The following is a 24,886-nucleotide window of genomic DNA, read 5'->3' on the forward strand; positions in this document are numbered from 1 at the left end:
TGTTCGCGATCTCGATACTACCGGTAGTAGAAATTACTCTTTGGCATAGGTAACGTCGCTGTTATATAGCGGTCGCTTTACCAGCACTGACTGCCTCTTGCAAAATACTGCGTATGGCAGGTTCTGCACTGAGTGCGCTGGATTCTTGTTGCTTACCCAAAGCATCCATCTTCTTGCCACGCTCATCCATTTGCTTGCCCATTTCATCCATTTTTTTACCGAGCGCATCCATTTTTTTGGCGGTCTCGCTTTGGAATACAGTGGCTGCCATTTTGATCCCTAGCGCTCCCATGCTGACGCCATCGGCTCCCATTTCCAGCCCCAGTTGATTCATCTGACGACTGGTCTGATCCAGCTCTTTGAGCGCCTCATTCGCCTTGCCGACCAAGATGCTGTCCTGGATCAAATAACTTTTGCCATTTTGCTTAAACCATAAAAAATCTGTGCTGCGCCCGGATCTCAGCTTATCCACACTGCGGATCTCAGCCGATGCGCAGTAAAAAATAGAATCAGCACCGGCAGCCGTGCGTACCAGAGCGTAGGTCAAATCGCTTTTCCTGTTTTCGATCTGCACATTCTTTGATAGCAGCTCTTTACTGATACTGATATTAATTGAGGACGTTGATGAAGCATCACCTGAACCCGCCCAACTTGTCATTGGCGTACTTAACAGGCCTAAGCAGCACAGACTGATTGCCGTGACACACACTAATTGACGATGCATAAGATTCTCCGCAAATGAATAAATGGCGCCTGACTCATCTGCATCAGGCCATGTAGAAATCATACTGCGTGCTAAAAATTCCCTAAGTCGCTTTCCGACAAACTGCCAAAACAAGCGACTGGAATGACAGATCATGAGATAAGCAGCCCGCCAGGCCTAGATTTGGTTCCTCTTATCCGTTGTGTCACACCATACGTTGCCGCTTCACCCTGGCTGATATACAGGCCTACCCAGAATTTGATCAAAAAAAGCTTGCAAAGCAAAAGATTTTGCACAATAATCTAAATAAGAATTGTTCTCATTAATATTTAAGAGGTAGATATGGCTGAATTGATGTCGGAATTTTCTACTCAGGAAAAGACTGCAAGCACTTCCACAGACAGCGCTACTCCACTGACATCCATTAGCATGACTCACAAAATAGCCATCGACGGAAAACAGATACCGCGCCTGAAAAGTCGGGAACTGATGCGCGAAACGCGTGAGGTTGAGATTGATCATGAGGGGAAAATTTATCGCCTGCGCGTTACGCAACTGAATAAATTGATCCTCACTGCGTAGCCGGTAATCCCGGCATAGCAGGAATCATCAGAATTGTGTTTGATTGAATACTGTAGCCAGCAAAGCGGAATTCATGCGAAGCGAGCCAGACACCCACCAGGAGAGTTTGATGCTTAGCACGAATCCGGAGTTTTTTGAAACGCCCGCCAAAGCGAATCAACCAGAATTACTAGTTTCAGCAGTCCTGCATCTGATGTCGCACTACACCGTGAGCACAGGACAAAATAAAGATGAAGGTGCTTGTTTAAAACTCGCTTCCGTGATTGAACGGCACTTAAAAATTTTAGCCGAACTGCCTGAGCTAGGGCCTGTGCTTAAAGCAACATGCCTGCAATTATCCGAGCAGTGGGCAATTTTGGTCGAGCACAGCTTGTCCAGGCAAGGACGAGTCAGTCTGTTTGAGCGCCTGGTCTCAGGTAACCGTTAGTACGTGACCAAGCAAATTCAGCGGATGAAGTAGGTTAGTAAAATCAGCCTGAATTGGCGTCATTGAATTGATTTAGAGGAATTGTATGATTGTCTGTGTTTGCAACAATGTCTCAGAAAAAAAGCTGCGTCATGCGGTCGCATCGGGTTTAAACACGATGGCAGACTTGCGCACTCACCTCGACGTCGGCACTTGCTGCGGCAAATGTGCTAGCTGCGCGCGCAGCATTCTGCGCGAATGCCAGAATGCTAGCCAAAGCGCTCATCACGCAGTCATGGCATCGGTAACGCCAATGACTTTTCAACGCCAGCCAGCTACGCCTCATTTTCACAATAATGCGCTAGCAGCATGAGTATGAATATCGTTCTGAATCCTGCCATGTTAAGTCCCGCTAAATTAAGTCTTGATTACCCGGCTTTTTCTGCTCGCCCGACTACACGCTTACTACCGATCCTGGGTATCGTACTCGCGCATATTGCACTGATCTATGCATTGGCCAATGGATTGCTGGTTAAAGCCGTACAAATTATCCCTAAAGAAATCATGGTCAGTATGGTACAGATTTCTGAACCGCCTCCGGTGATCAAGCCAAGTGCTATCCTGCCCAAGCTAAACAACGCACCGACTGTATTTGTACCAACACCCGAAGTTACCGTCCCTGTCGTCAATACAACGAACATCCAGACCAGCAGCACACCGCCAGTGACGCAGCCAATCGCCGCCTCAGCTGAAAGCGCGCCTTCAGCACAAGCGCCGGCCCACCAGATTGCGACGCCAAAGCTGGTGACGGGCGTCGAATACATTCAGCCTCCGCAAGCAGACTATCCGCCTCTGTCACGCCGTATGGGTGAAGAAGGGAAAGTCACCTTACGCGTACTCGTCAATGAAAAAGGCCGTGCAGAAAAAGTAGAAATCCAGAAATCATCCGGATCGAATCGCCTCGATGAAGCAGCTCGAATCGCCATTTTGCGCGCCCTCTTTAAGCCGCATATTGAAGACGGCCGTCCCTTAATGATGCTGGCGACAGCAACAATCAGTTTTTCGCTGAATAGCTGACAGACACTGCGTACTTATTGTTTCTTGATCACCGATTGATCACCTGCATCGCGCCTGAGTGACCGGTAAAACGGCACTCGGGCGATTTTGTTTGGTTTTCATTTCCCATAAGCTCTTACCGCATCTATACTAGAACATTAATCTTCCCACAACATATCCGAGGTTCCCATGAAAGGTGACGCAAAAGTAATCAAGTTACTCAATGCGCAGCTCACAAATGAGTTAAGTGCAATCAATCAATACTTTTTGCATGCCCGTATGTACAAGCATTGGGGCTTTGAAAAAATCGCCAAAAAGGAGTATCAGGAATCCATCGGCGAAATGAAGCATGCCGATAAACTGATCGATCGCATCCTCATGCTGGGCGGCCTGCCTAATCTGCAAGCTCTGCACAAACTGATGATAGGCGAAGATACGCCGGAGATGTTGCATTGCGATTTAAAACTCGAAAGTGCTGCGCAAAAAACTGTAAAAGAAGGCATTGCGACCTGCGAGGCTGCCGGTGACTATGTATCACGCGATTTGTTTCAACTGATACTCGACGATACTGAAGAACATATCGACTGGCTGGAAACGCAACTCGACTTAATAGAAAAAATCGGTCTGCAAAACTATCTGCAAGCGCAAATGCTGGATAACGAGTAACGGAAAAAAGTCATTTGAATTTATTCCAATTGACTAAGATCAATTCATGCTTGTTTGAATTGGTTCGAGTTAGTTTGAATTGAATTAATTTCATCCATAAGAGCGGGTTCAAAATAAAAGGGATGCAAGCCAATAAGCTTGCATCCCTTTTTTATCCATGTTTAAAACTTAGTAATTAAGTAACCAACAACTTAAGCACTAAGCAAAGTTGTTACCGTCTGAGGACTTACTACCAGTATAGTTTATTGAGGAGCCGTATCTTTAAACGACGGGCGCTCGGACAACTTATCGAGCAATTTCGCTAAATTTGGATAGTCACCACGCCACTCAATTTCAGGGAAGCGGAAAGACAACCAATCCAGGGTGCAGGCAACGCTGACATCCGCCAGTGTCAAATGCGTGCCGGAGCAAAAAGCCGTATCGCCCAAACCGCTGGACATAGCTTTTAAGCCCTCAGTGACCTTGCTCATCTGACGCGCTATCCAGGCAGCGCTTTGCTGCGCTTCAGGACGTTGATTTCGCTCCAGACGGATCAAAATAGCAGCATCGGCCACGCCATCTGCCAGAGCTTCCCAGCATTTGACTTCTGCACGTTCGCGGCCATTCACCGGGATCAGTTTGCCAACCGGGGTTAAGGTATCCAGATACTCGACAATTACGCGAGAATCGAACATGGCGCCGCCATCTTCCATTAGCAGACAAGGTACTTTACCCAGAGGGTTGGATTGCTGGATTGTGGTGTCTGGCACCCAGACATCTTCTAACACTAAGCTGTAGTCAAGCTTCTTTTCCGCCATAACGACGCGGACTTTTCTTACATAGGGACTTGCGAGGGAACCGATCAGTTTCATAGGCACTTTGTGAATTTATTCGTCCGAATTATAGCATCGCCACCCGTAAAACCCGTTTCCGGTCTTGCGCCAGAACAGGTGTAAGCGAGGCTGGCTAATGGTAAAATCGCGTATTCCACGCAAAAAACAGAATAAATCTGCCAGAAATACCTCGTTTTACCACCTGAATCGCTGTTTCAGATTATATCGGGAACCTGCGAATTTTGTTGTATTTTGCGCAATTTAACTATTTATTATAATTGCCGAAAAATTGTTAAGTCCTGGTGCAGCAATAAAGCAAATACGCTGGATACAGCGAGGAGCTGCCCCACCGCTTTAGCAGTTTTTGCACTAGTCCACTGTTTTTTGCTACTTTTTTTCCACTTATCACTGCCAGTACATCATGACACTCTCTACTCTCTCAGCACTATCCCCGCTTGATGGCCGCTACGCCAGCAAAGTTAATGCATTGCGCTCTACTTTGTCCGAAGCCGGTTTTATGCATCACCGCGTTAAAGTTGAGGTGTCCTGGTTGCAGGCGCTGTCTCAGGCAGGCTTTGCTGAGATCACGCCTTTTTCATCCGCCGCAAGTGCCTTGCTAGATAAAATCGTCAGCGATTTTTCTGAAGACGACGCAGCGCGGATCAAATCGATCGAAGCCGTCACCAATCATGATGTCAAAGCGGTCGAATACTGGCTGAAAGAATCCGTCGGCCTGCCTCTGCCAGACAGTTACGGACATTTGCCAGCGCGCCAGTTAGTCATAGACGCCGCGATCACAGAAGAGTTGAAATCAGCCGCAGAGTTTATTCACTTTGCCTGCACTTCCGAAGACATCAACAATACCTCGCACGGTATGATGCTGAAAAATGCGCGTGACGGCGTCATGCTGCCGGCGCTGCAAAACCTCATCGCACGCTTGACCGAACTTGCGCATAGCAATGCAGACATACCTATGCTGTCACGTACGCACGGTCAGGCCGCCAGTCCGACCACCTTGGGCAAAGAAATGGCGAACGTCGTCGCCCGTCTGCAACGTGCGGCAAAGCGTATCGCGGAGGTAGAAATCCTCGGCAAGATGAATGGTGCCGTCGGCAACTACAATGCGCATCTGTCCGCCTATCCACAGCATGACTGGGAAAGCTTCTCCAAAGCCGTGATCGAACAGCGCCTGGGCCTGACCTACAACCCATATACGATCCAGATTGAACCGCATGACTATATGGCAGAAATGTTCGACGCCTTTGCCCGCGCTAATACCATTTTGCTCGATCTCAACCGCGATATCTGGGGTTATATTTCGGTCGGTTATTTCAAACAAAAAACTAAGGCAGGTGAAATCGGCTCCTCGACCATGCCGCATAAAGTCAACCCGATCGACTTCGAAAACTCCGAAGGCAATCTTGGTTTGGCGAACGCCCTGCTCAAACATTTATCTGAAAAATTACCGGTGTCCCGCTGGCAGCGCGATCTGACGGACTCTACCGTCTTACGCAATATCGGTGTTGCGCTCGGTTACACCTTGCTCGCCTATGACAGTTGCCTGCGCGGCCTGAACAAGCTGGAAACCAATCCTGAGCGCCTGGCAGCAGATCTTGATGCGACATGGGAAGTATTGGCAGAACCGGTACAAACCGTGATGCGTCGCTATGGTATAGAAAACCCGTATGAACAGTTAAAAGAACTGACACGCGGCAAAGGCATCTCAAAAGACGCTCTGCGCGAATTCGTCTCTGGTCTGGCAATTCCGCAAGATGCCAAAGATTTGTTGCTGGCGATGACGCCCGCTAACTACATCGGCATCGCGGCGAAATTAGCCAAAGCAATTTAAAGATTACGCGACTGATCTGGCTATATAGACTAAGTCAGGTAAGTCGTAATGCCGTTCAGTTAAGTCTTAAATCTGAAGTCGTCGTCCCTGCCCAGGCAAGGGTCCAGCATCTTTTGGTAATGACGTCACTCGATTCCGGCCCTCGCCGGAATGAAAAAACAAAAGGCACGGTTTAACTGGACAGCATGACGGGCAAGCCGTGTTTTATGCCGCTGAAGGTCAAGGGGAAAACCTGAAATTTCCCTGGAAAAGTTCAAGTAAGCACACTATTCTAAAACCTTGTTTTGGGCAGTCTCTGCAAACTTGAACTTTTTTTGCTATATTAGTTCTAATGCGAACTAATTAATATGAAATCACTATTCAATTAATTAGTTTCATCACAACCTATTTTCACAGGAGTCGTCATGCCCACACCACAACGCTACCCGTTGGCAAGTATTGCGTTTCACTGGCTGATTGCGCTTTTGATTGTTGCTGCCTTTACTCTGGGCACCATCATGACAGATATGAAAATCAGTCCGACTAAATTGCAATACTACTCCTGGCACAAATGGCTGGGTGTCACCGTGCTCGGACTGGTTGCCTTGCGCTTGCTGACACGCTTGCTGAACCAGGCACCCGCCTATCCGAACAGCATGCCCGAATGGCAGAAAAAAGTAGCAAGCCTGACTCATGGCGTGCTGTATTTACTGATGTTTGCCGTACCGCTGTCGGGCTACTTCTACACGTCTGCTGCGGGATATCCAGTGGTATATCTGGGTCTGGTACAGCTCCCTACGATTATTGGCCCCAATCCTGAATTAAAGCCGGTATTAAAAGAACTGCATGAGCTGCTCACCAATGTGTTACTGGCGCTCGTTATACTGCACGTAGTCGCGGCACTCAAACATCATTTCATCGACAAAGACGGGCTGCTGCAACGCATGCTGCCTGGCCGATAACTCCATCCGATTACGTCGTTTACCTCATTTAAAGGAACAGCATGTTCACCACTAACTCATTATTCACACGTAAGACAGCAGCTCCATCGGGATCAAGATCGGGCACAGCCGCAGTGATCCTTGCGCTGGCGACTGCCATTGCTATTCCTGCCTATGCCGCACTGGTCAAACTCGACACGGCAAAAAGCGCCGTCACCATCATTTTTAAACAAATGAACGTACCGGTCGATGCAAAATTTAAAAAAATCAGCGCCAACATTGATTACGACGCGGCCAAACCAGAAGCCTCCAAAGCCAGTGTCGAAATCGACCTCACCAGCTTTGATCTCGGCGATCCTCAATACAATCAGGAAGTCTTGAAAAAAGAATGGTTTAACACGGCACAATTTCCGAAAGCAAGCTTTGTCTCCACTGCGATGAAGCAAAGCGCTGCCGGTAAATTAGATGTCAGCGGCAAACTCACGATCAAAGGACGCGTCCTCGATGTGACTTTTCCACTGACCGTAAAGAAAGAAGGAAGCAGCCAGGTATTTGATGGCAGCCTCCCGATTAAACGCCTTGCTTTCAACATCGGCGAAGGCGAATGGAAAGACACCGGCATGGTTGCCGATGAAGTAGTTATTAAGTTTCACGTTGTAACGCAATAAAACCAATTGAATCACATCCAAACCCACAAGGACTCCACCATGAAATTACGTCAAATTATCGCTGCTGTTTTACTTCTGAGCGCCGCTCCTGTATTCGCACAAAGCTACAACATTGATCCTAGCCACACCTACCCAAGTTTTGAAGCAGATCATTTCGGCGGTCTGTCCGTGTGGCGCGGCAAGTTCGACAAAAACAGCGGCAAAATCACATTGGATCGTGCGGCAAAAACCGGCACAGTCGACATCACTATCGATACGACATCGATCAATTTTGGTCATGAAAAAATGAATGATCATGCCAAGTCCAAAGATCTGTTCAATGTCGCTCAATTCCCGACAGCAACTTACAAAGGTACATCCATCAAGTTCAACGGTGACACACCGGTATCAGTACAAGGCGACTTCACTTTGCTGGGTGTGACCAAACCTTTGACATTGACGATCAATAAGTTCAAATGTATCCAGCATCCGATGTTGAAAAAAGAAGTCTGCGGCGCAGATGCGACAGCAGAATTCAAGCGTACAGACTTTGGCCTGAACTACGGTATCGCTTATGGCTTCGCACCAGAAGTTAAATTGTCAATCCAGGTTGAAGCCATCAAAGCTGACTAATATCAAGACAGCATAGCAACATCGCAGGCACTTTGACCGGGCCGAAACAGGTCCGGTCAACCAACACTCTTCTCGAATTGATTTTATGGGCAAACGTTTTCTGCGCAGCATACGACTACTGGCTGAATGCATGCAGGCGTTTGAACATTCTTCGACACTGAATGTTCGCCAGTTCGGATTAACGCATTCCCAGTTCGACATCATCGCCACGCTCGGCAACACCCCCGGCATGACCTGCAAAGAACTTGGTGAAAAAACCCTGATAACCAAAGGAACCCTGACCGGCGTTCTTGATCGTCTGGAACAAAAAGGCCTGATCCAGCGCGAACGTAATGGCGAAGATCGTCGCCAGCTTTTTATTAAATTAAGTCCGGCCGGAGAAGCCGTATTTGATGATGTGTTTCCGCAAGTTGTCGCTAATGGGGAAAAACGTTTTACTGCTTACAGCGAGCAGGATTTCGTCGCCCTGGAAAAAGAATTACTCAAACTGAAGACCAGCCTGACCCAGCATATCGAAAAAAAATAAACCCTGTCTGAACCCGCGCTGTACCCACTCAACACCACTTCTGCCGGTCACAGCGCAGCCATTGCCAGCAATAAACCCGTCAGCGATATTGAGCGCCACACTTGGACAGCAATGACGATCCGGCTTAACGTCATCGACTCTAAAAAATATATACTCCCTACCTGTATTTTACAACCCACACGATAAATGCGCGGGCTTAAGGTGATTTTAATAAAACAAAGGGGGAGTATATGATTGAATGACTATTCACTACAAGTACAACACAGCCAGACGCCAACAGCGACCGGCTGTACATGAGGACAGATTACAGCGTATCTCCGACGATAGGCCCCTTGCCGCTGAAACGATCCAGCGCCAGATAAATCACCGGCGTAATAAACAAGGTAATCGCTTGCGAGAAGATCAGACCACCGACAACAGCAAGACCCAGGGGCTGACGTAATTCGGCACCAGCACCCAAACCAAAAGCAATCGGTAACGCACCGACCAGAGCGGCCAGTGTCGTCATCATGATAGGCCGAAAACGCTGAATACACGCCTCGCGAATCGCCTCTGGCGGTGTCATGCCGTGATGGCGCTGAGCATCAAGCGCAAAGTCAATCATCATGATCGCGTTTTTCTTCACAATACCGATCAGCAGCAAGATACCGATCGTCGCAATCAAAGTCAGATCTTCTCCAAAAATCTGCAACATCAACAACGCGCCCACCGCTGCGGAAGGCAATCCAGCCAGAATCGTCAACGGATGAATATAGCTCTCGTACAAAACGCCAAGCAAAACATAGATCACCAGTAAAGCGGCGACAATCAGTACGACCTGCCCCGACTGAGAATCCTTGAACACCGCTGCATCGCCACCATACGAGGTAATAATTGATGCTGGTAATTTAATCTCGTCACGGTATTGCTCGATCTTCTTAGTCGCATCACCCAATGCGGATCCCGGCGAGAGGTTGAACGATACCGTCACCGCCTGCAACTGGCCGACGTGATTAATCGAGGTCGGGCCGACCGTACGCTTTATCGTCGCGAAACTCGACAAAGGCACTAAAGCGCCCGTATTGCTGCGTACATAAATGGCGTTGATCGCACTCTCATCTTTTTTCGCATCAGGTGCCAGTTCCATAATCACCTGATAGCTATCCACGTTGGTGTACATGGTAGATACCTGACGCTCACCGAATGCGCTATACAGACTCGACCGCACGCTATCCATCGCCACACCCAAGGCATTGGCACGATCACGGTCAATATTTAACGAGGCTTGCAAACCCTTGAGCTGGGAGTCGGTCGTCACGTCTTTAAATGCCGGATCGTTCCTCAGCTTGTCTTGTAATTTCAAGGACCAGTCGCTCAGCTCACCAGCCTCCACACTCTGCAAAATGTATTGGTATTGACTCTTGCTCGGACGTCCGCCTAACTGCAAGTTTTGAGTTGGCCGCAAAAAGACAGAAATACCGGCAACCTCACTCAGTTTTTTGCGCAAGCCGTCAACGACCTGCTTCATCGGCTTACGCTGATCGCGCGGCTTGAGGTTGATAAACATACGACCTGTGTTTTGTGAACCGCTGCCACCATTAAATGAGGTCGCGGTCAGGACATTCGGATCGTCGCGGATGATCTTGGCAACTTTATCCTGCAAGGTCACCATGGCCGGGAACGACGTATCCTCTGCCGCCTCCGTCGACACATTGATCTGCCCGATGTCCTCTTCAGGGAAGAAGCCTTTCGGGATCGCCGTGAACATATATGCAGTCGCAACGAAGGTCGCCAGAGCTACCAGCAAGACGGCGCCACGATGACGCAGCGCGATATCCAGACCACGGGTATAGGCGTTTAAGGAAGCGTTAAAACTGTTTTCAAACACTTGCAGCAAGGCTGCGATCAAACGTGGAGGTTCTTTCATTTCATGCTCGCTTTTCAAAAAGCGGCTCGCCAGCATCGGCACCAGCGTCAGCGACACAAACGCCGACGCCACAATCGCCAGCGACACGATGACAGCAAACTCATGAAACAACTGACCAATCACGCCAGGCATGAAGAAGATCGGAATAAACACCGCGATCAGAGAGGTCGAAATCGAAATAATCGTGAAACCCACTTCACGCGAACCTTGCAGCGCTGCTTTAAAAGGCGGCTCACCCGCCTCGACGTGACGCATGATATTTTCCAGCATTACAATCGCATCGTCGACCACCAGGCCGACCGCCAGAGTCAGGCCCAGCAAGGAAATATTATCGAGGGTATAACCAAAACCCCACAGCAAACTAATCGCACCGATCAGTGATACCGGCAAAGACAAGGTCGGAATAATCGTTGCAACCATACGGCGCAAGAATAAGAAAATCACGATCACGACCAAAAATATCGTCAGCAACAGCGTCAGATTCACGTCATGCAAAGCATCGCGAATAGACACAGAACGATCATTCACCTGATTGATTTTGACCGAGGCAGGCAACTGCGCCTGATAGCCTGGCAATGCGGCCTTGATCGCGTCGACTACTTTCACCGTATTGGCATCCGTCTGGCGCTGGATTGCCAATGTGATCGAGCTCTCGCCATTGAAGTTCGCTGCCGACTTTACAGTCTCAAAACTGTCTTCGATCTTGGCAACATCGCGTAAACGCACGACCTGCCCACCCTTGTTACTGACGATCAGATCGGCAAATTCCGCTGCGCTCTGTAACTGGCGATTCGCGAGCAACGTCAAGGTCTGTTTATCGCCTTCCAGCGTACCAACCGGCGTATTGGCGTTGGATGCACGGATGCTGGCGGACAATTCATCGAGTGAAATATTGCGTGATGCCAGCGCTTCTGGCATCACGCGTACACGCACGGCATACCGTTTGATACCAAAAATATTCACCTGCGCCACACCGTCCAGAGTGGACAAGCTAGGTGAAATCAGGTGCTCGGCATAACTCGTTAATTCCGACAAACTCAGGGAGGGTGAAGTCAGTGCCAAAAACAGAATCGGCGCGTCGGCGGGATTAACTTTGCGATAGGATGGCGGCGACGTCATGTCTTGCGGCAACGAGCGCTGAGCACGCAACAACGCGGCTTGCACGTCAACCGCGGCGGCATCAATTTTCCGGTTCTGATCAAACTCCAGCGTCAACGACGTCGAACCCAGCGTATTGCTGGAACTGATCACCGACAAGCCAGGGATCGTTGCAAATTGTTTTTCCAGCGGCAGCGCTACCGAAGTCGCCATGGTCTCGGGACTGGCACCAGGCAGGTTAGCATTGACGCTGATCACCGGGGTATCGTAACTAGGCAACGCGGCAATCGGAATATAGCGATATGCCAGCACACCGGCGACGATAATCGACAGGTTCAGCAATACCGTCATCACCGGACGACGGATAAACAGCTCCGACAAGTTCATGATGCGCTCGCTGATGCTGATGCAGCGGCTGGAACTGACACCGGAACCGATGCAGGAGCTAACACTGGCGCTACGCTGGCTGATGATGCTGATTTGCCGACAGCATCAGAAGAGGCCGCTGTAGCCGATTGCGCAACAGCCCCGGCGGATGCTTTAGCCATATTTTTATCCGCACCTTTGCTATCCACAGCACGCTCGCGAACTACACTGCCGGGCCGCAAATTTTGCTTGCCATCCACAATCACTTTCGCCCCCGCATCAATGCCTTTGACGACGGCTTCTGCACCTGCGGCATTCAATAAAGTGACGGGACGTAAGGCGGCCTTACCTTCTGCATCGACGATATAGACGATGGTGCCTTTAGGGCTGACGACCATCGCGTCCATCGGAATTACAATCGCATCTTTTAAGGTGCGTACGCTTAAGTCGACGTTCGCATAAGCGCCCGGCCATAACTTCAATCCTTTGTTATCAAAGACCGCTTTAGCCTTCACCGTTCCTGACGAGGCATCGACGGTATTGTCGACGAATTGCATACGGCCTTTGAACTGATCCGGACGATCTGGTAATTGTGCTGTCACCGCATTGCCGGCTTGTTGCATGCTCTCCAGTGCATCCTGCAAATTGCGCTGAGGCAGCGGGAAGCTGATGGCAATCGGATCCATCTGCGTGATCGTCACCAAGGGCGTCGCCGTGGTATTCGCCTGCACCAGCGATCCCGGATAAACGCTGATCACACCCGTGCGTCCGGCGGCCGGTGCAACGATACGGTTATAACTCAGTGCCACCTTGGCCGCATTCACAGCAGCGCGATCCGAGGCAATCACGGCAAGCTGAGCATCGACCTGGGTCTGACTGGTATCGAGCACACTTTGTGATACGAATTTTTTATCGAGCAAGTCCTTGCTGCGCGCTAACTGGCGTTGCAGATCGGCCAGCGATGCCTGATCCTTATCAAGTTGCGCTTGTGCCTTGGCCAGATTCACTTCATCAGGACGGCTATCGAGCGTGAACAATAACTCGCCCGCACGCACAAACTGACCCTCTTTAATATGCACCTTGGCAACGGTACTGGTAATTTGCGAACGAATATCGACAGTATTGAGTGCGGTCACAATACCGTTAGCGCTCAGGCGAACGGGATAATCACGTTGTTGCGCAATCGCGGTCGTCACACTGACCGGCCGATTACCGGCACCGGCTGCTTTTGCTGCTTTGTCAGCGGCATCTGCTTTACCGGCACTCCACTTGTAATAACCACCTGCTGCAATAGCGGCAATGCCCAATACGATAACGGTCGTTTTTAATTTACTCATACTTGTTTGCCTTGAGGGTATAACTGTGATGTCTTGCTCTGATGAGGATAATGAGGTCTTGTATCTGCGAATAAACGGCCAAAAGTGCTACAAGGTATGCGACAAGATGTTCAACAAAATACGCAATCAAATGAACGGCTAATCTGTCGTACGTGGTTAGGACAAAAATTTGATCGATTCGTTCTGTTGCATAACAAAATTTTTGTCGAACCCGCTCGTCTCAGGCACATCGGAATATGTAATGCTAACAAAGAAAAAGCCAGCATACAGGCTGGCTTTGACTTTTAATACTTTTCGTTACATGCAACTCGGTTCAGTTGCATGATTGATGAATCTGAATTAAGCCGACTTAGGCCAACTTCATCCTGCCTAATCAGGCCTAATCAAACTTACATCAATTTATACAACGGCGCCGTCGGTCTCGTCTTTTTCCTTGATTGGCTTGATCAGGTCTTCGCGTTTAACACCTAACCACATCGCAATCGCTGCCGCAACGAACACGGAAGAATAAATACCGAAGCAAATACCGATGGTCAGCGCAATAGCGAAATAATGCAAAGTAGGGCCACCGATAAACAGCATCGACAACACCATCATCTGAGTACAACCGTGAGTAATGACAGTACGCGAGATCGTGCTGGTAATCGCATTGTCAATCACTTCCGTTACCGACATCTTGCGTTGCTTACGGAAATTTTCACGGATACGATCAAAAATAACCACCGACTCATTGACCGAATAACCGAGCACGGCAAGTACCGCTGCCAATACCGACAGGTTAAATTCCCATTGGAAGAAAGCGAAGAATCCCAGAATGATGACCACGTCATGCAAGTTCGCAATGATCGCAGCAACCGCGAATTTCCATTCAAACCGGATTGCCAGATAAATGACGACACCTGCAATCACCATCAGCAAAGCCATCAGACCATCGTGAGCAAGCTCATCGCCGACTTGTGCGCCGACGAGCTCCGTACGTTGTAATTTCACTTCCGGATCTTGTGTTTTCAATGCTTGCAACACACGATCAGTTTGCTGCTGGAAATTACCATCTTTAGGTAAGGGCAAACGGATAACAACATCCTGTGCCTTACCAAACGTTTGCACCGGCGTATCGGTGAAGCCAAGGCTATCCACGGTTTTGCGAATCGCATCCACATTCGCCGCCTTTGGATACGTCACTTCCATGACAGTACCGCCAGTAAATTCGACGGAAAAATGCAAACCTTTGTGCAACAGGAAAAACACGGCAGCAACAAATGTGAGTGCCGAGATGACATTGAAGATCAGCGCATTGCGCATGAACGGTATGTCTTTTTTAATACGGAATAATTCCATGATGAATCCTTATATTCTGATCGCTGCTGAGTCGTTAACTATTCGGTCGGTTTCCAGATCTGACCGATCGCAATCGAGTTCAGTTTTTTCTTACGTCCGTACCAGAGATTAACGACACCGCGTGAGACAAATACCGCAGAAAACATTGACGTCACAATACCCAGACAATGCACAATCGCAAATGCCTTAATCGGACCGGAACCAAACATCAATAAGGCCAGACCAACAATCAGAGTCGTCACGTTGGAATCGAGAATCGTCGCCCATGCGCGATCAAAACCCGTGGCAATTGCCGCCTGCGGCGTGCTGCCGGCGCGCAACTCTTCGCGGATACGTTCATTAATCAACACGTTCGCATCAATCGCCATCCCCAAAGCCAGCGCAATCGCCGCCATACCCGGTAGTGTCAGTGTAGCCTGCAATAAGGACAAGATAGCAACCAGCAACAACAAGTTCACCGATAAAGCCAAGACGCTGAATACACCGAACAGCAAGTAATACGCCGCCATGAAAATACCGATAGCGATGAAACCATAAAGTGTTGAGTTCAGCCCTTTTTTGATGTTCTCAACACCTAGCTGAGGACCGACTGTACTCTCTTCAATTATGTCCATCGGTGCCGCCAGAGAACCGGCGCGTAATAGTAAGGCCAGATCCGATGAGGCGGAAGTGGAGCCCATGCCCGTAATATTGAAACGGGAACCGAGTTCATCCTGAATCGTCGCTACGGTCAATAGTTCGCCCTTACCTTTTTCAAATAAGACGATCGCCATTTTTTTACCGATCTTGCCACGCGTACCTTCACGCATCTTGCGGCCACCATCGCCGTTCAGATCAATGCTGACGGCTGGTTGCTGATGCTGATCGAAACTCGCCGATGCACCAGAAATATAATCTCCCGTGATCACAGGATCTTTGTACAGAATTGCCGGGCCACCGCGACCAACTTTAAACATCTCAGAACCAAAAGGCACCGCAGTACTGTCATCAACGATGCCAATCACGCTCTCATCAACCAGACGTACTTCCAGTGTCGCCTGACGACCAATAATTTCTTTCGCACGGGCGACATCCTGCACACCTGGCAACTCAACGACAATACGGTCTGCGCCTTGCTGCTGGATGATAGGTTCTGCTACACCGAGTTCATTCACGCGCTTGGAGAGGGCTGTGATGTTTTGTTTTACACCTTCGGTCATTGCTGCTTTTAATGCTTCGGGCTTCAGGCTGATCTGGAGATTAATTTCGGTGTTGTCGGCATTTTTGGTATCAACAAAATTCACATCCGACATCTGATTGCCGATGACATTGATTGCCTTCGTCATCGTTTCTGCATCACGGAATTTCACATTGATCACATCACCATCACGGGAGATACCTGCATGACGGACTTCTTTATCACGCAGCACCGTACGCACTGAAGATTGCAAACCTTGCAAGCGCTTGTTCAATACGGCTTTAGTATCAACCTGCATCAGAAAATGCACGCCACCGCGCAAATCAAGACCCAGATACATAGGGAAGGCATGCAAGCTTTGCAGCCATTTTGGCGTGTTTGGCGACAGATTAAACGCTACGCCATAAGTGGCTTCCGCCAAATCTGGATTCAATGCTTTTTCGATCACCGATTTCGCTTTGAACTGGTCGTCTGTGTCCTTGAAGCGTGCGCGAACTGTACCGGCAATACCGTTATTTTCGTAGGTCAGGCCAGTCGAAGTGATCGCTTCTTTTTTCAAGATCTGATCAACACGGTCGACCATACTACTGTCGATTTTTACCGTAGAACGGGTGCTGCTGATTTGTAAAGCGGGTGATTCACCAAAGAAGTTTGGCGCGGTGTACAGCGCACCAAATATCAGTGCGATGACAATGAGAAGATACTTCCAGAGAGGATAGCGATTCATATCGGTTCAGAATAAGAGTAAAGCTGGGCTGAATGAGCAACGCAGCCCGATTGCAGGCTGCGCCGGATCAGAGGATCAGATCGCTTTGATGGTGCCCTTAGGCAGCAACATGGTGACGGCCACTTTTTGCACAACGATTTCAGTGCCATTCGCGACTTCGATAGTGACATAGGCGTCAGTCACTTTAGTCACTTTGCCCAAAACACCGCCAGCGGTAACGACTTCATCGTTCTTCGCCAATGCTTCCATCATGGATTTTTGTTCTTTTTGACGCTTCATTTGCGGACGTATCATCAAGAAGTACAACACCACAAACATCAAAATGATAGGCAGAAAACTCATCAGATCGCCGCTACCGCCGAGAGGGGAAGACTGTGCATAAGCATTGGAAATAAACACGTTGAAATTCCTTAAATTTTAATAATTATCTGCAAGGCAAGAATAAATCGACATCAGGTCATCAAATGGTGACAAAAATACCAATTAAAAGAGTCTGCCAACGATCGCAAAGCGCCACATTCTAGCATTGGAGAGCGTGATTGCTAGGTTTTAGTATGGTGACGATGTTCGGCCAATCAAGATTTAAACTGCTGCCGGGCAGATTTTGTGGAAATCCTGCACAAATCAGGTAGTTAAGCGACATTTGTATGGCAGCATAATCCTGATTACCACACTGAATTTGACTGTAATTCACTCGACACCGCATACAGAAATGCTCAATTAAGTTATGCTAGCGGCAATATTAATGAAAATATATCAACGAAAGATAGCATGCGATTCATACAACCGGCAATGTGGTGTGCCTGCCTGATCAGTCTGGCGAGTTTGACGGCTTCACTACAGGTTTCGGCAGCACCTCAGGCAACACTATCGGCTCAGACTACCAGTGAGAGCGACGCAAGTCAGGTGCGTCAGCCCCCCTCTTCTGCCGCACAGAAACTATATTCCTCTGCCAAAGCCGATTTATTACAAATCCGCATGTTGTTAAAAAATGCGCGCAGCCAGTCCTCGGTCGGCTCCGGATTTTTGATTGGCACCAGCAATCTGGTGCTGACGAATTACCATGTGGTGTCGCAAATGGCACTCGACCCCGATGTGTACGTCGGTGAATACATCGATACTGAAGGTAAGCGTGGCCCTGTCGAATTATTGGCGGTCGATGTGCTGCATGATCTGGCTGTAGTCAGGATCAACCGCAACGGCACCGGCTTTTTCACGATTCCCGATGCGCTGGCCCCTCTGACGCAAGGACAGTATCTGTATTCACTCGGCAACCCTCTCGATCTGGGCTTTGCGATTTCAGAAGGCTCCTATAACGGCGTCATTACCCGTAGTTTTTATGACCAGCTGATGTTCACCGGCCCCATCAATTCCGGTATGAGCGGCGGTCCCAGTGTCAATGTCGATGGCGCGGTTGCTGGCGTCAATGTGTCCAAGCGCCTGGACGGCGAGCTGGTAAGTTTTTTGGTACCAATTAAATACGGACAAGAGTTATTAAGAAAAGTAGCGAAGCAGAGCAAGGCGCCCAAAGACTTCAATCCCCTGATCGGTGAGCAGTTGCTGGAACATCAGCGCGGCATGATCACCAGACTGCTCGATACCCCGTTCACACAAAAGACGATGGGGCCATATCAGGTCCCCGTCAGAGAATCAGATCAGGTACGCTGCTGGGGGCACTCCAACGTCAAAGACGAAGTGAGTTTTACTGTCGACAGCATCAACTGCAAAATGGAGTCGGCGATTTTTATCTCTGACTCGCAACAGACCGGCCATGTCTCCATGGGACATCAGTATGTCACCACCAAGACCCTGGACACATTGCGCTTCTCAGTTCTGGCAAGTCGTATGTTCAAAGCAAATAATATGGGCTCTCGCAAAGACAGCCAACTGACCAGCGCCTCGTGTACTGAACAGTTTGTCACGACCAAGACCCTGCCTTTGCGCGCGGTGCTTTGTGTCCGTGCCTACCGCAAGTTTGTCGGTTTATATAATTTCACTTTATTTACTGCCAGCACAGATGAAGCCAAAGCCAGCTTGCAGAGCCGCATCGATGTGACCGGCGTTTCCTTTGAAAACGGCTTAAAGACCACCCGCAGCTTCCTGGATGCGATGTCACGCGGGAGCAAAAAATGAGCGCCCCTTATTTCATCGAAATCCTGGCACACAATGGTGACGTCATACAGCGTCATAAGGTTCAGACACTGCCGATCCGCATCGGACGCGCTTACGACAACGATCTGATTTTGGATGATGCGCATATCGCGGCACACCACGCGATCATCGAACTCGACAGCGAAGCGCAATTATGTGTGCGTGATACCGGCAGCCTCAATGGCATTATCCAAGCGGGAAAACGTCAATCGACCATCACACTGAATGGCAATACCGTGATCCGTATCGGACACACAAGCTTACGAATTCGCGACACGAATTTTGCCGTCGCACCAGAAATACCCGACCGCACCCGGCACACCTGGGAAGGTTTTGTGCCGGGGATGATCGGTACGTTTCTGATCGCCTTGTTTGCGATTTACTCGACCTGGCAAACCGATACCAAACCATTACAGGCAATCAGTTATGTCCAGGCAATCGCCTATATCCTGGGCGGTGGCCTGGTGTGGAGCGGACTCTGGGCAATTGCGAATCGCTTATTTGCCCAGCACCCGCGCTTTGGCCGCCATCTGTTTATTTTCGGTGCTGGCATAACAGCGCTGACGCTGGTAGAACTCGGCATCAGCGTGATTGCTTACGCCTTTTCACTCGACTGGCTAAGCCGCTATATTGTGCATCTGTATGTACTGGCCGCATGCACCGCGCTGTTCTTCCACCTGCTCACGATCAAACCACATCATCCAAAACGCCTCGCGGGCGTATCAGTCTTGTTAATGCTATTAAGTTCCAGCATGATCCTGATGAGCAATGAACAAAAACTAGGCCGACTTTCCGGCGAAGCGTTTATGAGCGTGCTCCTGCCACCCGCAATACGCATCAGCCCCGATCACAGTACCGATGAACTCATGCAAAATGTCAGTGCAATGAAAGCGAAACTCGATATTGAGCGTACGAAAAAAGTGAAAGACGATGGTAGTGATTCTGAGGATGATTGATTAATAATCGCTGCGTAAAATAAATATTCAACGCAGTAGAACGGCAATATTCGCCACCTACTTATTTATTTGCAGGAAAAACACGATGTTGGAATTAAAGAAAATAACAGAAGCTTTTCCCTCTGCGCGCATCGCATCACAATCTGGTGGCCTACCCGTCGAGGTCTCGCTGATTGCACAACTAGGTCATGGCTCTGGCAATCATCTGCATGCCAGTGTACTAGCCAGACAAAGCGCGCATCAGGATTTCATCGATGAACTAGATGAACCATCTGCAAAATTAGCTGGGACTGATTTCGTGAAAGGCGATGCAACTTCACTCTATTCGTTCTCTGTCGGAGCAAAAGGGCATCCATTTCATCGTCACGGCGGACACAGAATATTTACTGCGATCTCTGGTAGCGGTGGCGCACAATTACGGTTCTCTACCGCCTCACCAGAACAAATAGAAACTGATGCCAAAAATTTTATCAAAGCGCTGCAATACATCAATATTCCACCAGACTGTCTTTTCACCGTACGTTTCGGTGGTGAAACCTGGCATCAATTTGCCCCGCTGAAAGAAAACTCGCAACACCCGGTATTCTTTGCTTTGTCTTGTCATACAAACGAATTAGGTGGGACGCTGTCCGAGACGCTACGTCAACAAGTTATCAATAATGAAGCGAGCATCCCGTCGCTGACAGAGTTACTTCCAGAAAAAATTCTCCGGCTATTGGAGCTGCCCGATTTTCAACAAACTCATATCCCAACCATTGCCCTTTCACTGGATGCACCGCCCGGAACACTACAACGTGCTGTGTGCGACACCACTCGCGGCAAGCTAGGAATAGTGCGTGGCGCCTGGGCAGCATGGCGCAGATCAAGCGGCTTTTTTTCAGACAATGGAAGAGGGCTCAAAGTAGTGGAATTAAATGGCCCACCAAATGAATCACTACTTACCAACGAACTTGAACAAGTACGTTTGCATCATGACGATACATTCAGCCTGACATTAGAGCTAAATGAAATCAGTTATTTGAAGGCAGATAAAATATTAAGCGTCGTACTTAAGGGTTTTCTGGAGAATCCTCCGAAAGGAGTGTCTCGCATGATGGCGTTCCGAAATATATTAGTACGTCCTATGGGATTGAGGACATCAAGCTTGGGATGTCCAGTCTCGTCTTTGCTCTCGCAACACAGCAACAGCTTATTCGACAAACGCTACCCTGTATTAAATCAACACATCAACGACAGTCATACGCGCGCGCAAGTAATTCTGGGCGCAAATGACAAACACTTGGTTTTCCGCTCATGTGTAAGCGTAGAAGTCATTAATCCACGTCGCATTGTGGTTACTCTGGGCACGAGGGTTCATTGTAAAAATCTTTTCGGACGTTTCTACATGGCGGTAATTAATCGTACTCACCGCTCCTACGTGACACCGACGATGCTGCGTTTCGCTGTAGAGCATGCTTTGCCATACATCAGTGGAAACAGCAGCATCCAACATGCTGATAGTACTAGTCTTACTCCACCTGACGTATTTGGAAATTTTTCTTCTTGAGAAATTCAAGTATGTTATTTTTACCAATCATATGACCCGCCCCCACAACCACAAAAACCGGCTGTCCGCCATTCATCAATTTAATGATTTTTTCACTCATGCCGACATTGCGGTCGTCGAGTAAACGTTTCATCATCTTGGCAGAGGCAGCGTCTTTGTTATTGAGGTCGTCGAGGATTTTTTCTAGGGCCGGTGCGTCCCCGGATCTCCAGGCGGCGACCATGTTTTCAGCTTCTTTGACCGCTTCGCCGCTCTGGATACCTTTGAGAGTAGACGCTAGCATTTCATCACCTTCTTTATCACTAAAGTCGGTCAATACTTTTATCTGGAACGCCAACGTTTCTAATTCCTGAATTTTCTTTTTATCTGCTTTCGCACGATTCAAAAAATACACATCAATACCGGCCTGCGGCTGATAGCCCTGCCCCATCATGACACCGACAACCAAGCCGGTACTCACCATGGCGGGCTTGAGCATTTGTAATTGTGTAATAGCGGGACCAGCGACCTTGTTCAGTTCTGCCCAGGTTTCAGCCGAGATATGTTTGTCTAACTGATCCGGCGCTTTATATACAACCTGCGGCATGACTTTAGCAATTGCTTTCTGATCCGTTGCATCGACCTCGACTGCCAGCACCTTCGAGTTGGCATACGCTTCTTCTACCGCCGGTGTCAGCGGATAGAAATCTGGTTTAGCCAAATGGATTGATCCCAGCAGATAAGCGGTTTTCTGACCTGCCTTGATTTCCCACATCAGACCTTTTGCCGGCGCGGACTGATTCGCATCGGTGATTTTGGCGACTTCAGCATCGGCATATGCCGACTGATGCGGTGCGAACAAGACGACTGCCGCGCTGAATAAAGCCGTTAGTGCGTGACGGTATTTATTTGTTTTGTGTAGGTACATCATTAGACTCCTCTAGCACGGTCAGCATGGAATTGCGCGACGAATTCCGGGAAACGTTCATCATCCAGAGACTGGCGAATTCCCTTCATCAGTTCCAGGTAGTAGTGCAAATTATGGATCGTATTCAGACGCGCGCCGAGGATTTCACCCGTGCGGTGCAGATGGTGCAAATAGGCGCGTGAGAAATTTTTGCACGCATAGCAGGTACAGGTTTCATCAAGCGGTGCTTTGTCTTCTTTATAGCGGGCATTCTTGATTTTGATATCGCCGTAACGGGTGAATATCCAGCCATTGCGTGCATTGCGGGTCGGCATGACGCAATCGAACATATCGATGCCGTTAGCAACACCAGCCACCAGATCTTCCGGCGTACCGACACCCATCAGGTAATGCGGTTTGTTCTCGGGTAAACGCGGGCCGACATGCGCCAGCACACGCAGCATATCTTCTTTTGGCTCACCAACCGACAGGCCACCAATCGCAATACCATGAAAATTCAAGTCATTCAAACCGGCCAATGATTCATCGCGCAGATGCTCAAACATGCCGCCCTGCACGATGCCGAATAAGGCATTCGGATTGCCGCCCTGATCAAATTCGTTTTTGGAGCGCTGCGCCCAACGCAGCGACATACGCATGGATTTTGCTGCTTCTTCTATGGTTGCCGGACGACCGTCGATTTCATACGGTGTGCATTCATCGAACTGCATGACGATGTCGGAATTCAGAGCGCGCTGAATTTGCATGGAAATTTCTGGCGACAAGAATAAGCGCTCGCCGCTAATTGGCGATGCAAACTTTACGCCCTCTTCGGTAATCTTGCGCATGGCACCCAGAGAAAAAACCTGAAAGCCGCCTGAGTCAGTCAATATCGGTTTGTCCCAGCCCATGAAGTCATGCAGACCGCCAAACTTGTTGATCACATCCAGACCCGGACGCAGCCACAGATGGAAGGTGTTGCCGAGAATGATGTGGGCATCAATCTCTTTCAGTTCCAGCGGTGACATCGCCTTCACAGAACCATAGGTACCGACAGGCATAAAGATCGGCGTTTCAACCACGCCATGATTGACGGTGACGCGACCGCGACGGGCAGCGGTGGTTTTGTCTTTTTTAATTAATTGAAATTCAAGCATAGGATTTACCGACCTAAAAATAAAAGTGTATCGTAGGGTGCGCCGCGCGCACCAAAAATTTGTATGAGCCAGTGATGCGCATGTTGTAGCTCACTGATTCTCAGTTTGTTCAACCTCAAACAATCTATTCCAGAGGGACTGTGATTGACTCTTCCTGCCAAGAGGTATTCGTCAACAACATCGCATCACCATAACTAAAAAAACGATAGCGACTGGCGATGGCATGAGCGTAAGTTGCGCGGATGCGATCATAGCCCGCAAACGCGGAGACCAGCATCAGCAGAGTTGATTTTGGTAAGTGAAAATTGGTGATAAGCCTGTCGACGGTTTTAAAGACATAGCCCGGCGTAATGAACAAGCGGGTGTCATCGCTTCCAGCCTGCAAACTGCCCGATTGCGAACCAGACTCCAGCGCACGCATGCTGGTGGTGCCGACAGCGACTACGGATTTACCGGCGGCCTTCGTGGCGTGCACCGCATCGACAGTAGCTTGTGAGATGGTGTACCACTCGCTGTGCATGGCATGATCCGCCAGATTCTCAGTACGTACGGGCTGAAATGTGCCGGCACCGACGTGCAAAGTCACATAGGCGAACTGAATACCTTTTTCCGCACAACGGTCAAGTAAAGCCTGGTCAAAATGCAGACCTGCTGTTGGTGCAGCAACCGCACCAGGCACGCGCGAGTACACCGTTTGATAGCGTTGCTCATCAAAGTCATCGGCTTCGTGATTGATGTAAGGAGGTAAAGGCAGACGACCATATTGCTCAATCAATTCAAATACATCGCCGGGAAAATGCAGGGTAAAAAATTCACCGGCACGCTCGCCGACCACCACGTCAAAGGCATCTGCCAGACGAATTTTTGCACCGGCCTGCGGCGACTTGGAAGCACGCAACTGGACGTGCACAATATGCTCGTCAGCCGTATTGCTGATCACGCGCTCGACCAGCATTTCGACCTTTCCGCCGGTTTCCTTGATGCCATGAAAACGCGCCTTGAGTACACGGGTATCGTTAAATACTAGCAAATCGCCTGCCGACAACTGCTCGACAATATCAGCAAAATGCCGGTCAACCAGACGGTCGCCATCAACATGCAGCAAACGCGATGCCGAGCGATCAGGCAAGGCGGTTTGTGCGATCAATTCTTCGGGCAGATCAAAATCAAAATCACTCAGGGTCAGGGTAGACATGCGATGCAATAAGTAAAAATGGTCAGGTAAAAAAGAAACGTCTGAAAGGAAATTAAAAAACAAACACACAGTATTCATGCGGCTTCGCAAGGCTTTTTGACTCAACATCCGCATTAATAGTGCGGATTCAGTTTGAGGAACTTCAAAAAAGCAGCTAAAACGACAACAATCTGACGCCTCAATGAAACTTCCCGCTAGACACTGTATAAAAAAACAGTAGAATGACGTCATTCCATTTCATGAAGC

At 49.0% G+C, this 24,886-nt stretch carries 23 protein-coding genes; 13 read left to right on the forward strand and 10 right to left on the reverse strand.

The annotated features are described in order from the left end of the window. Positions 1–61 precede the first annotated feature (61 nt). Complete coding sequence (locus ACO0K4_RS05275; protein WP_422955576.1) at positions 62–724, reverse strand: hypothetical protein; 663 nt, start codon at positions 722–724, stop codon at positions 62–64. 321 nt (positions 725–1,045) lie between these two features. On the opposite strand from ACO0K4_RS05275, the gene hemP reads away from it, so the two are divergent. From hemP to bfr, 5 genes are all read left to right on the forward strand, one after another. Continuing rightward, entirely contained in the window at positions 1,046–1,285 is a 240-nt protein-coding gene (gene hemP, locus ACO0K4_RS05280; protein ID WP_422955577.1) for a hemin uptake protein HemP, read from the forward strand. A gap of 109 nt (positions 1,286–1,394) precedes the next feature. Further along, on the forward strand, positions 1,395–1,712 hold the full coding sequence (locus tag ACO0K4_RS05285; protein ID WP_422955578.1) for a hypothetical protein: 318 nt from the start codon (positions 1,395–1,397) through the stop codon (positions 1,710–1,712). Between the two features lie 85 nt (positions 1,713–1,797). Further along, positions 1,798–2,064, forward strand: a complete 267-nt coding sequence (locus tag ACO0K4_RS05290; RefSeq protein ID WP_422955579.1) for a (2Fe-2S)-binding protein — start codon at positions 1,798–1,800, stop codon at positions 2,062–2,064. A gap of 2 nt (positions 2,065–2,066) precedes the next feature. Beyond that, on the forward strand, positions 2,067–2,768 hold the full coding sequence (locus ACO0K4_RS05295) for an energy transducer TonB (RefSeq protein ID WP_422955580.1): 702 nt from the start codon (positions 2,067–2,069) through the stop codon (positions 2,766–2,768). Between the two features lie 168 nt (positions 2,769–2,936). After that, entirely contained in the window at positions 2,937–3,413 is a 477-nt protein-coding gene (gene bfr, locus ACO0K4_RS05300; protein ID WP_422955581.1) for a bacterioferritin, read from the forward strand. A gap of 242 nt (positions 3,414–3,655) precedes the next feature. Here the strand turns inward: bfr and ACO0K4_RS05305 are convergent, their stop codons facing one another. After that, complete coding sequence (locus tag ACO0K4_RS05305) at positions 3,656–4,264, reverse strand: glutathione S-transferase N-terminal domain-containing protein (protein WP_422955582.1); 609 nt, start codon at positions 4,262–4,264, stop codon at positions 3,656–3,658. A 382-nt stretch (positions 4,265–4,646) separates the two neighbouring features. Here ACO0K4_RS05305 and purB point away from each other — a divergent pair, with 382 nt between their 5' ends. From purB to ACO0K4_RS05330, 5 genes are all read left to right on the forward strand, one after another. Further along, complete coding sequence (gene purB / locus ACO0K4_RS05310) at positions 4,647–6,074, forward strand: adenylosuccinate lyase (protein WP_422955583.1); 1,428 nt, start codon at positions 4,647–4,649, stop codon at positions 6,072–6,074. Positions 6,075–6,478: 404 nt separating this feature from the next. Then, positions 6,479–7,015, forward strand: a complete 537-nt coding sequence (locus ACO0K4_RS05315; protein ID WP_422955584.1) for a cytochrome b — start codon at positions 6,479–6,481, stop codon at positions 7,013–7,015. A 41-nt stretch (positions 7,016–7,056) separates the two neighbouring features. Next, on the forward strand, positions 7,057–7,662 hold the full coding sequence (locus ACO0K4_RS05320) for a YceI family protein (RefSeq protein WP_422955585.1): 606 nt from the start codon (positions 7,057–7,059) through the stop codon (positions 7,660–7,662). A gap of 39 nt (positions 7,663–7,701) precedes the next feature. Next, positions 7,702–8,274, forward strand: coding sequence for a YceI family protein (locus ACO0K4_RS05325; protein ID WP_422955586.1), 573 nt, complete (start codon positions 7,702–7,704; stop codon positions 8,272–8,274). 85 nt (positions 8,275–8,359) lie between these two features. Further along, on the forward strand, positions 8,360–8,800 hold the full coding sequence (locus tag ACO0K4_RS05330) for a MarR family winged helix-turn-helix transcriptional regulator (RefSeq protein ID WP_422955587.1): 441 nt from the start codon (positions 8,360–8,362) through the stop codon (positions 8,798–8,800). A 304-nt stretch (positions 8,801–9,104) separates the two neighbouring features. Here ACO0K4_RS05330 and ACO0K4_RS05335 read toward each other — a convergent pair whose 3' ends face one another. The 5 genes from ACO0K4_RS05335 to yajC all read right to left on the reverse strand — a co-directional run bounded on the left by ACO0K4_RS05335 (position 9,105) and on the right by yajC (position 17,091). Further along, entirely contained in the window at positions 9,105–12,191 is a 3,087-nt protein-coding gene (locus tag ACO0K4_RS05335) for an efflux RND transporter permease subunit (protein WP_422955588.1), read from the reverse strand. Further along, positions 12,188–13,507 (reverse strand): efflux RND transporter periplasmic adaptor subunit, encoded by a 1,320-nt coding sequence (locus ACO0K4_RS05340; protein ID WP_422955589.1) that lies wholly within the window; start codon positions 13,505–13,507, stop codon positions 12,188–12,190. Before ACO0K4_RS05340 ends, ACO0K4_RS05335 begins: the two co-directional genes overlap by 4 nt. Positions 13,508–13,906: 399 nt before the next feature. Next, positions 13,907–14,845 (reverse strand): protein translocase subunit SecF, encoded by a 939-nt coding sequence (gene secF, locus ACO0K4_RS05345; protein ID WP_422955590.1) that lies wholly within the window; start codon positions 14,843–14,845, stop codon positions 13,907–13,909. Between the two features lie 38 nt (positions 14,846–14,883). After that, on the reverse strand, positions 14,884–16,749 hold the full coding sequence (gene secD / locus ACO0K4_RS05350) for a protein translocase subunit SecD (RefSeq protein WP_422955591.1): 1,866 nt from the start codon (positions 16,747–16,749) through the stop codon (positions 14,884–14,886). A gap of 75 nt (positions 16,750–16,824) precedes the next feature. Next, a complete protein-coding gene (gene yajC, locus ACO0K4_RS05355) occupies positions 16,825–17,091 on the reverse strand; it encodes a preprotein translocase subunit YajC (RefSeq protein WP_422955860.1) in 267 nt (88 codons plus the stop codon). Positions 17,092–17,520: 429 nt separating this feature from the next. On the opposite strand from yajC, the gene ACO0K4_RS05360 reads away from it, so the two are divergent. The 3 genes from ACO0K4_RS05360 to ACO0K4_RS05370 all read left to right on the forward strand — a co-directional run bounded on the left by ACO0K4_RS05360 (position 17,521) and on the right by ACO0K4_RS05370 (position 21,402). After that, complete coding sequence (locus ACO0K4_RS05360; RefSeq protein WP_422955592.1) at positions 17,521–18,882, forward strand: S1 family peptidase; 1,362 nt, start codon at positions 17,521–17,523, stop codon at positions 18,880–18,882. After that, the gene (locus ACO0K4_RS05365; RefSeq protein WP_422955593.1) at positions 18,879–19,856 is read left to right on the forward strand and encodes an FHA domain-containing protein; all 978 of its coding nucleotides are present in this window, start codon (positions 18,879–18,881) and stop codon (positions 19,854–19,856) included. Before ACO0K4_RS05360 ends, ACO0K4_RS05365 begins: the two co-directional genes overlap by 4 nt. Before the next feature lie 85 nt (positions 19,857–19,941). Beyond that, on the forward strand, positions 19,942–21,402 hold the full coding sequence (locus ACO0K4_RS05370) for a DUF2867 domain-containing protein (RefSeq protein WP_422955594.1): 1,461 nt from the start codon (positions 19,942–19,944) through the stop codon (positions 21,400–21,402). Here ACO0K4_RS05370 and ACO0K4_RS05375 read toward each other — a convergent pair. The 3 genes from ACO0K4_RS05375 to queA all read right to left on the reverse strand — a co-directional run bounded on the left by ACO0K4_RS05375 (position 21,365) and on the right by queA (position 24,640). Beyond that, complete coding sequence (locus tag ACO0K4_RS05375) at positions 21,365–22,312, reverse strand: TraB/GumN family protein (RefSeq protein WP_422955595.1); 948 nt, start codon at positions 22,310–22,312, stop codon at positions 21,365–21,367. The genes ACO0K4_RS05370 and ACO0K4_RS05375 overlap by 38 nt on opposite strands. After that, positions 22,312–23,445: a tRNA guanosine(34) transglycosylase Tgt gene (tgt, locus tag ACO0K4_RS05380; protein WP_422955596.1), complete on the reverse strand. Its 1,134-nt coding sequence runs from the start codon at positions 23,443–23,445 to the stop codon at positions 22,312–22,314. The genes ACO0K4_RS05375 and tgt overlap by 1 nt, the downstream gene beginning before the upstream one ends. A gap of 124 nt (positions 23,446–23,569) precedes the next feature. Continuing rightward, positions 23,570–24,640, reverse strand: a complete 1,071-nt coding sequence (queA, locus tag ACO0K4_RS05385) for a tRNA preQ1(34) S-adenosylmethionine ribosyltransferase-isomerase QueA (RefSeq protein WP_422955597.1) — start codon at positions 24,638–24,640, stop codon at positions 23,570–23,572. Positions 24,641–24,886 lie beyond the last annotated feature (246 nt).

The sequence above is a fragment of the Undibacterium sp. RuTC16W genome (assembly GCF_049339445.1).
Lineage (GTDB): Bacteria > Pseudomonadota > Gammaproteobacteria > Burkholderiales > Burkholderiaceae_D > Undibacterium.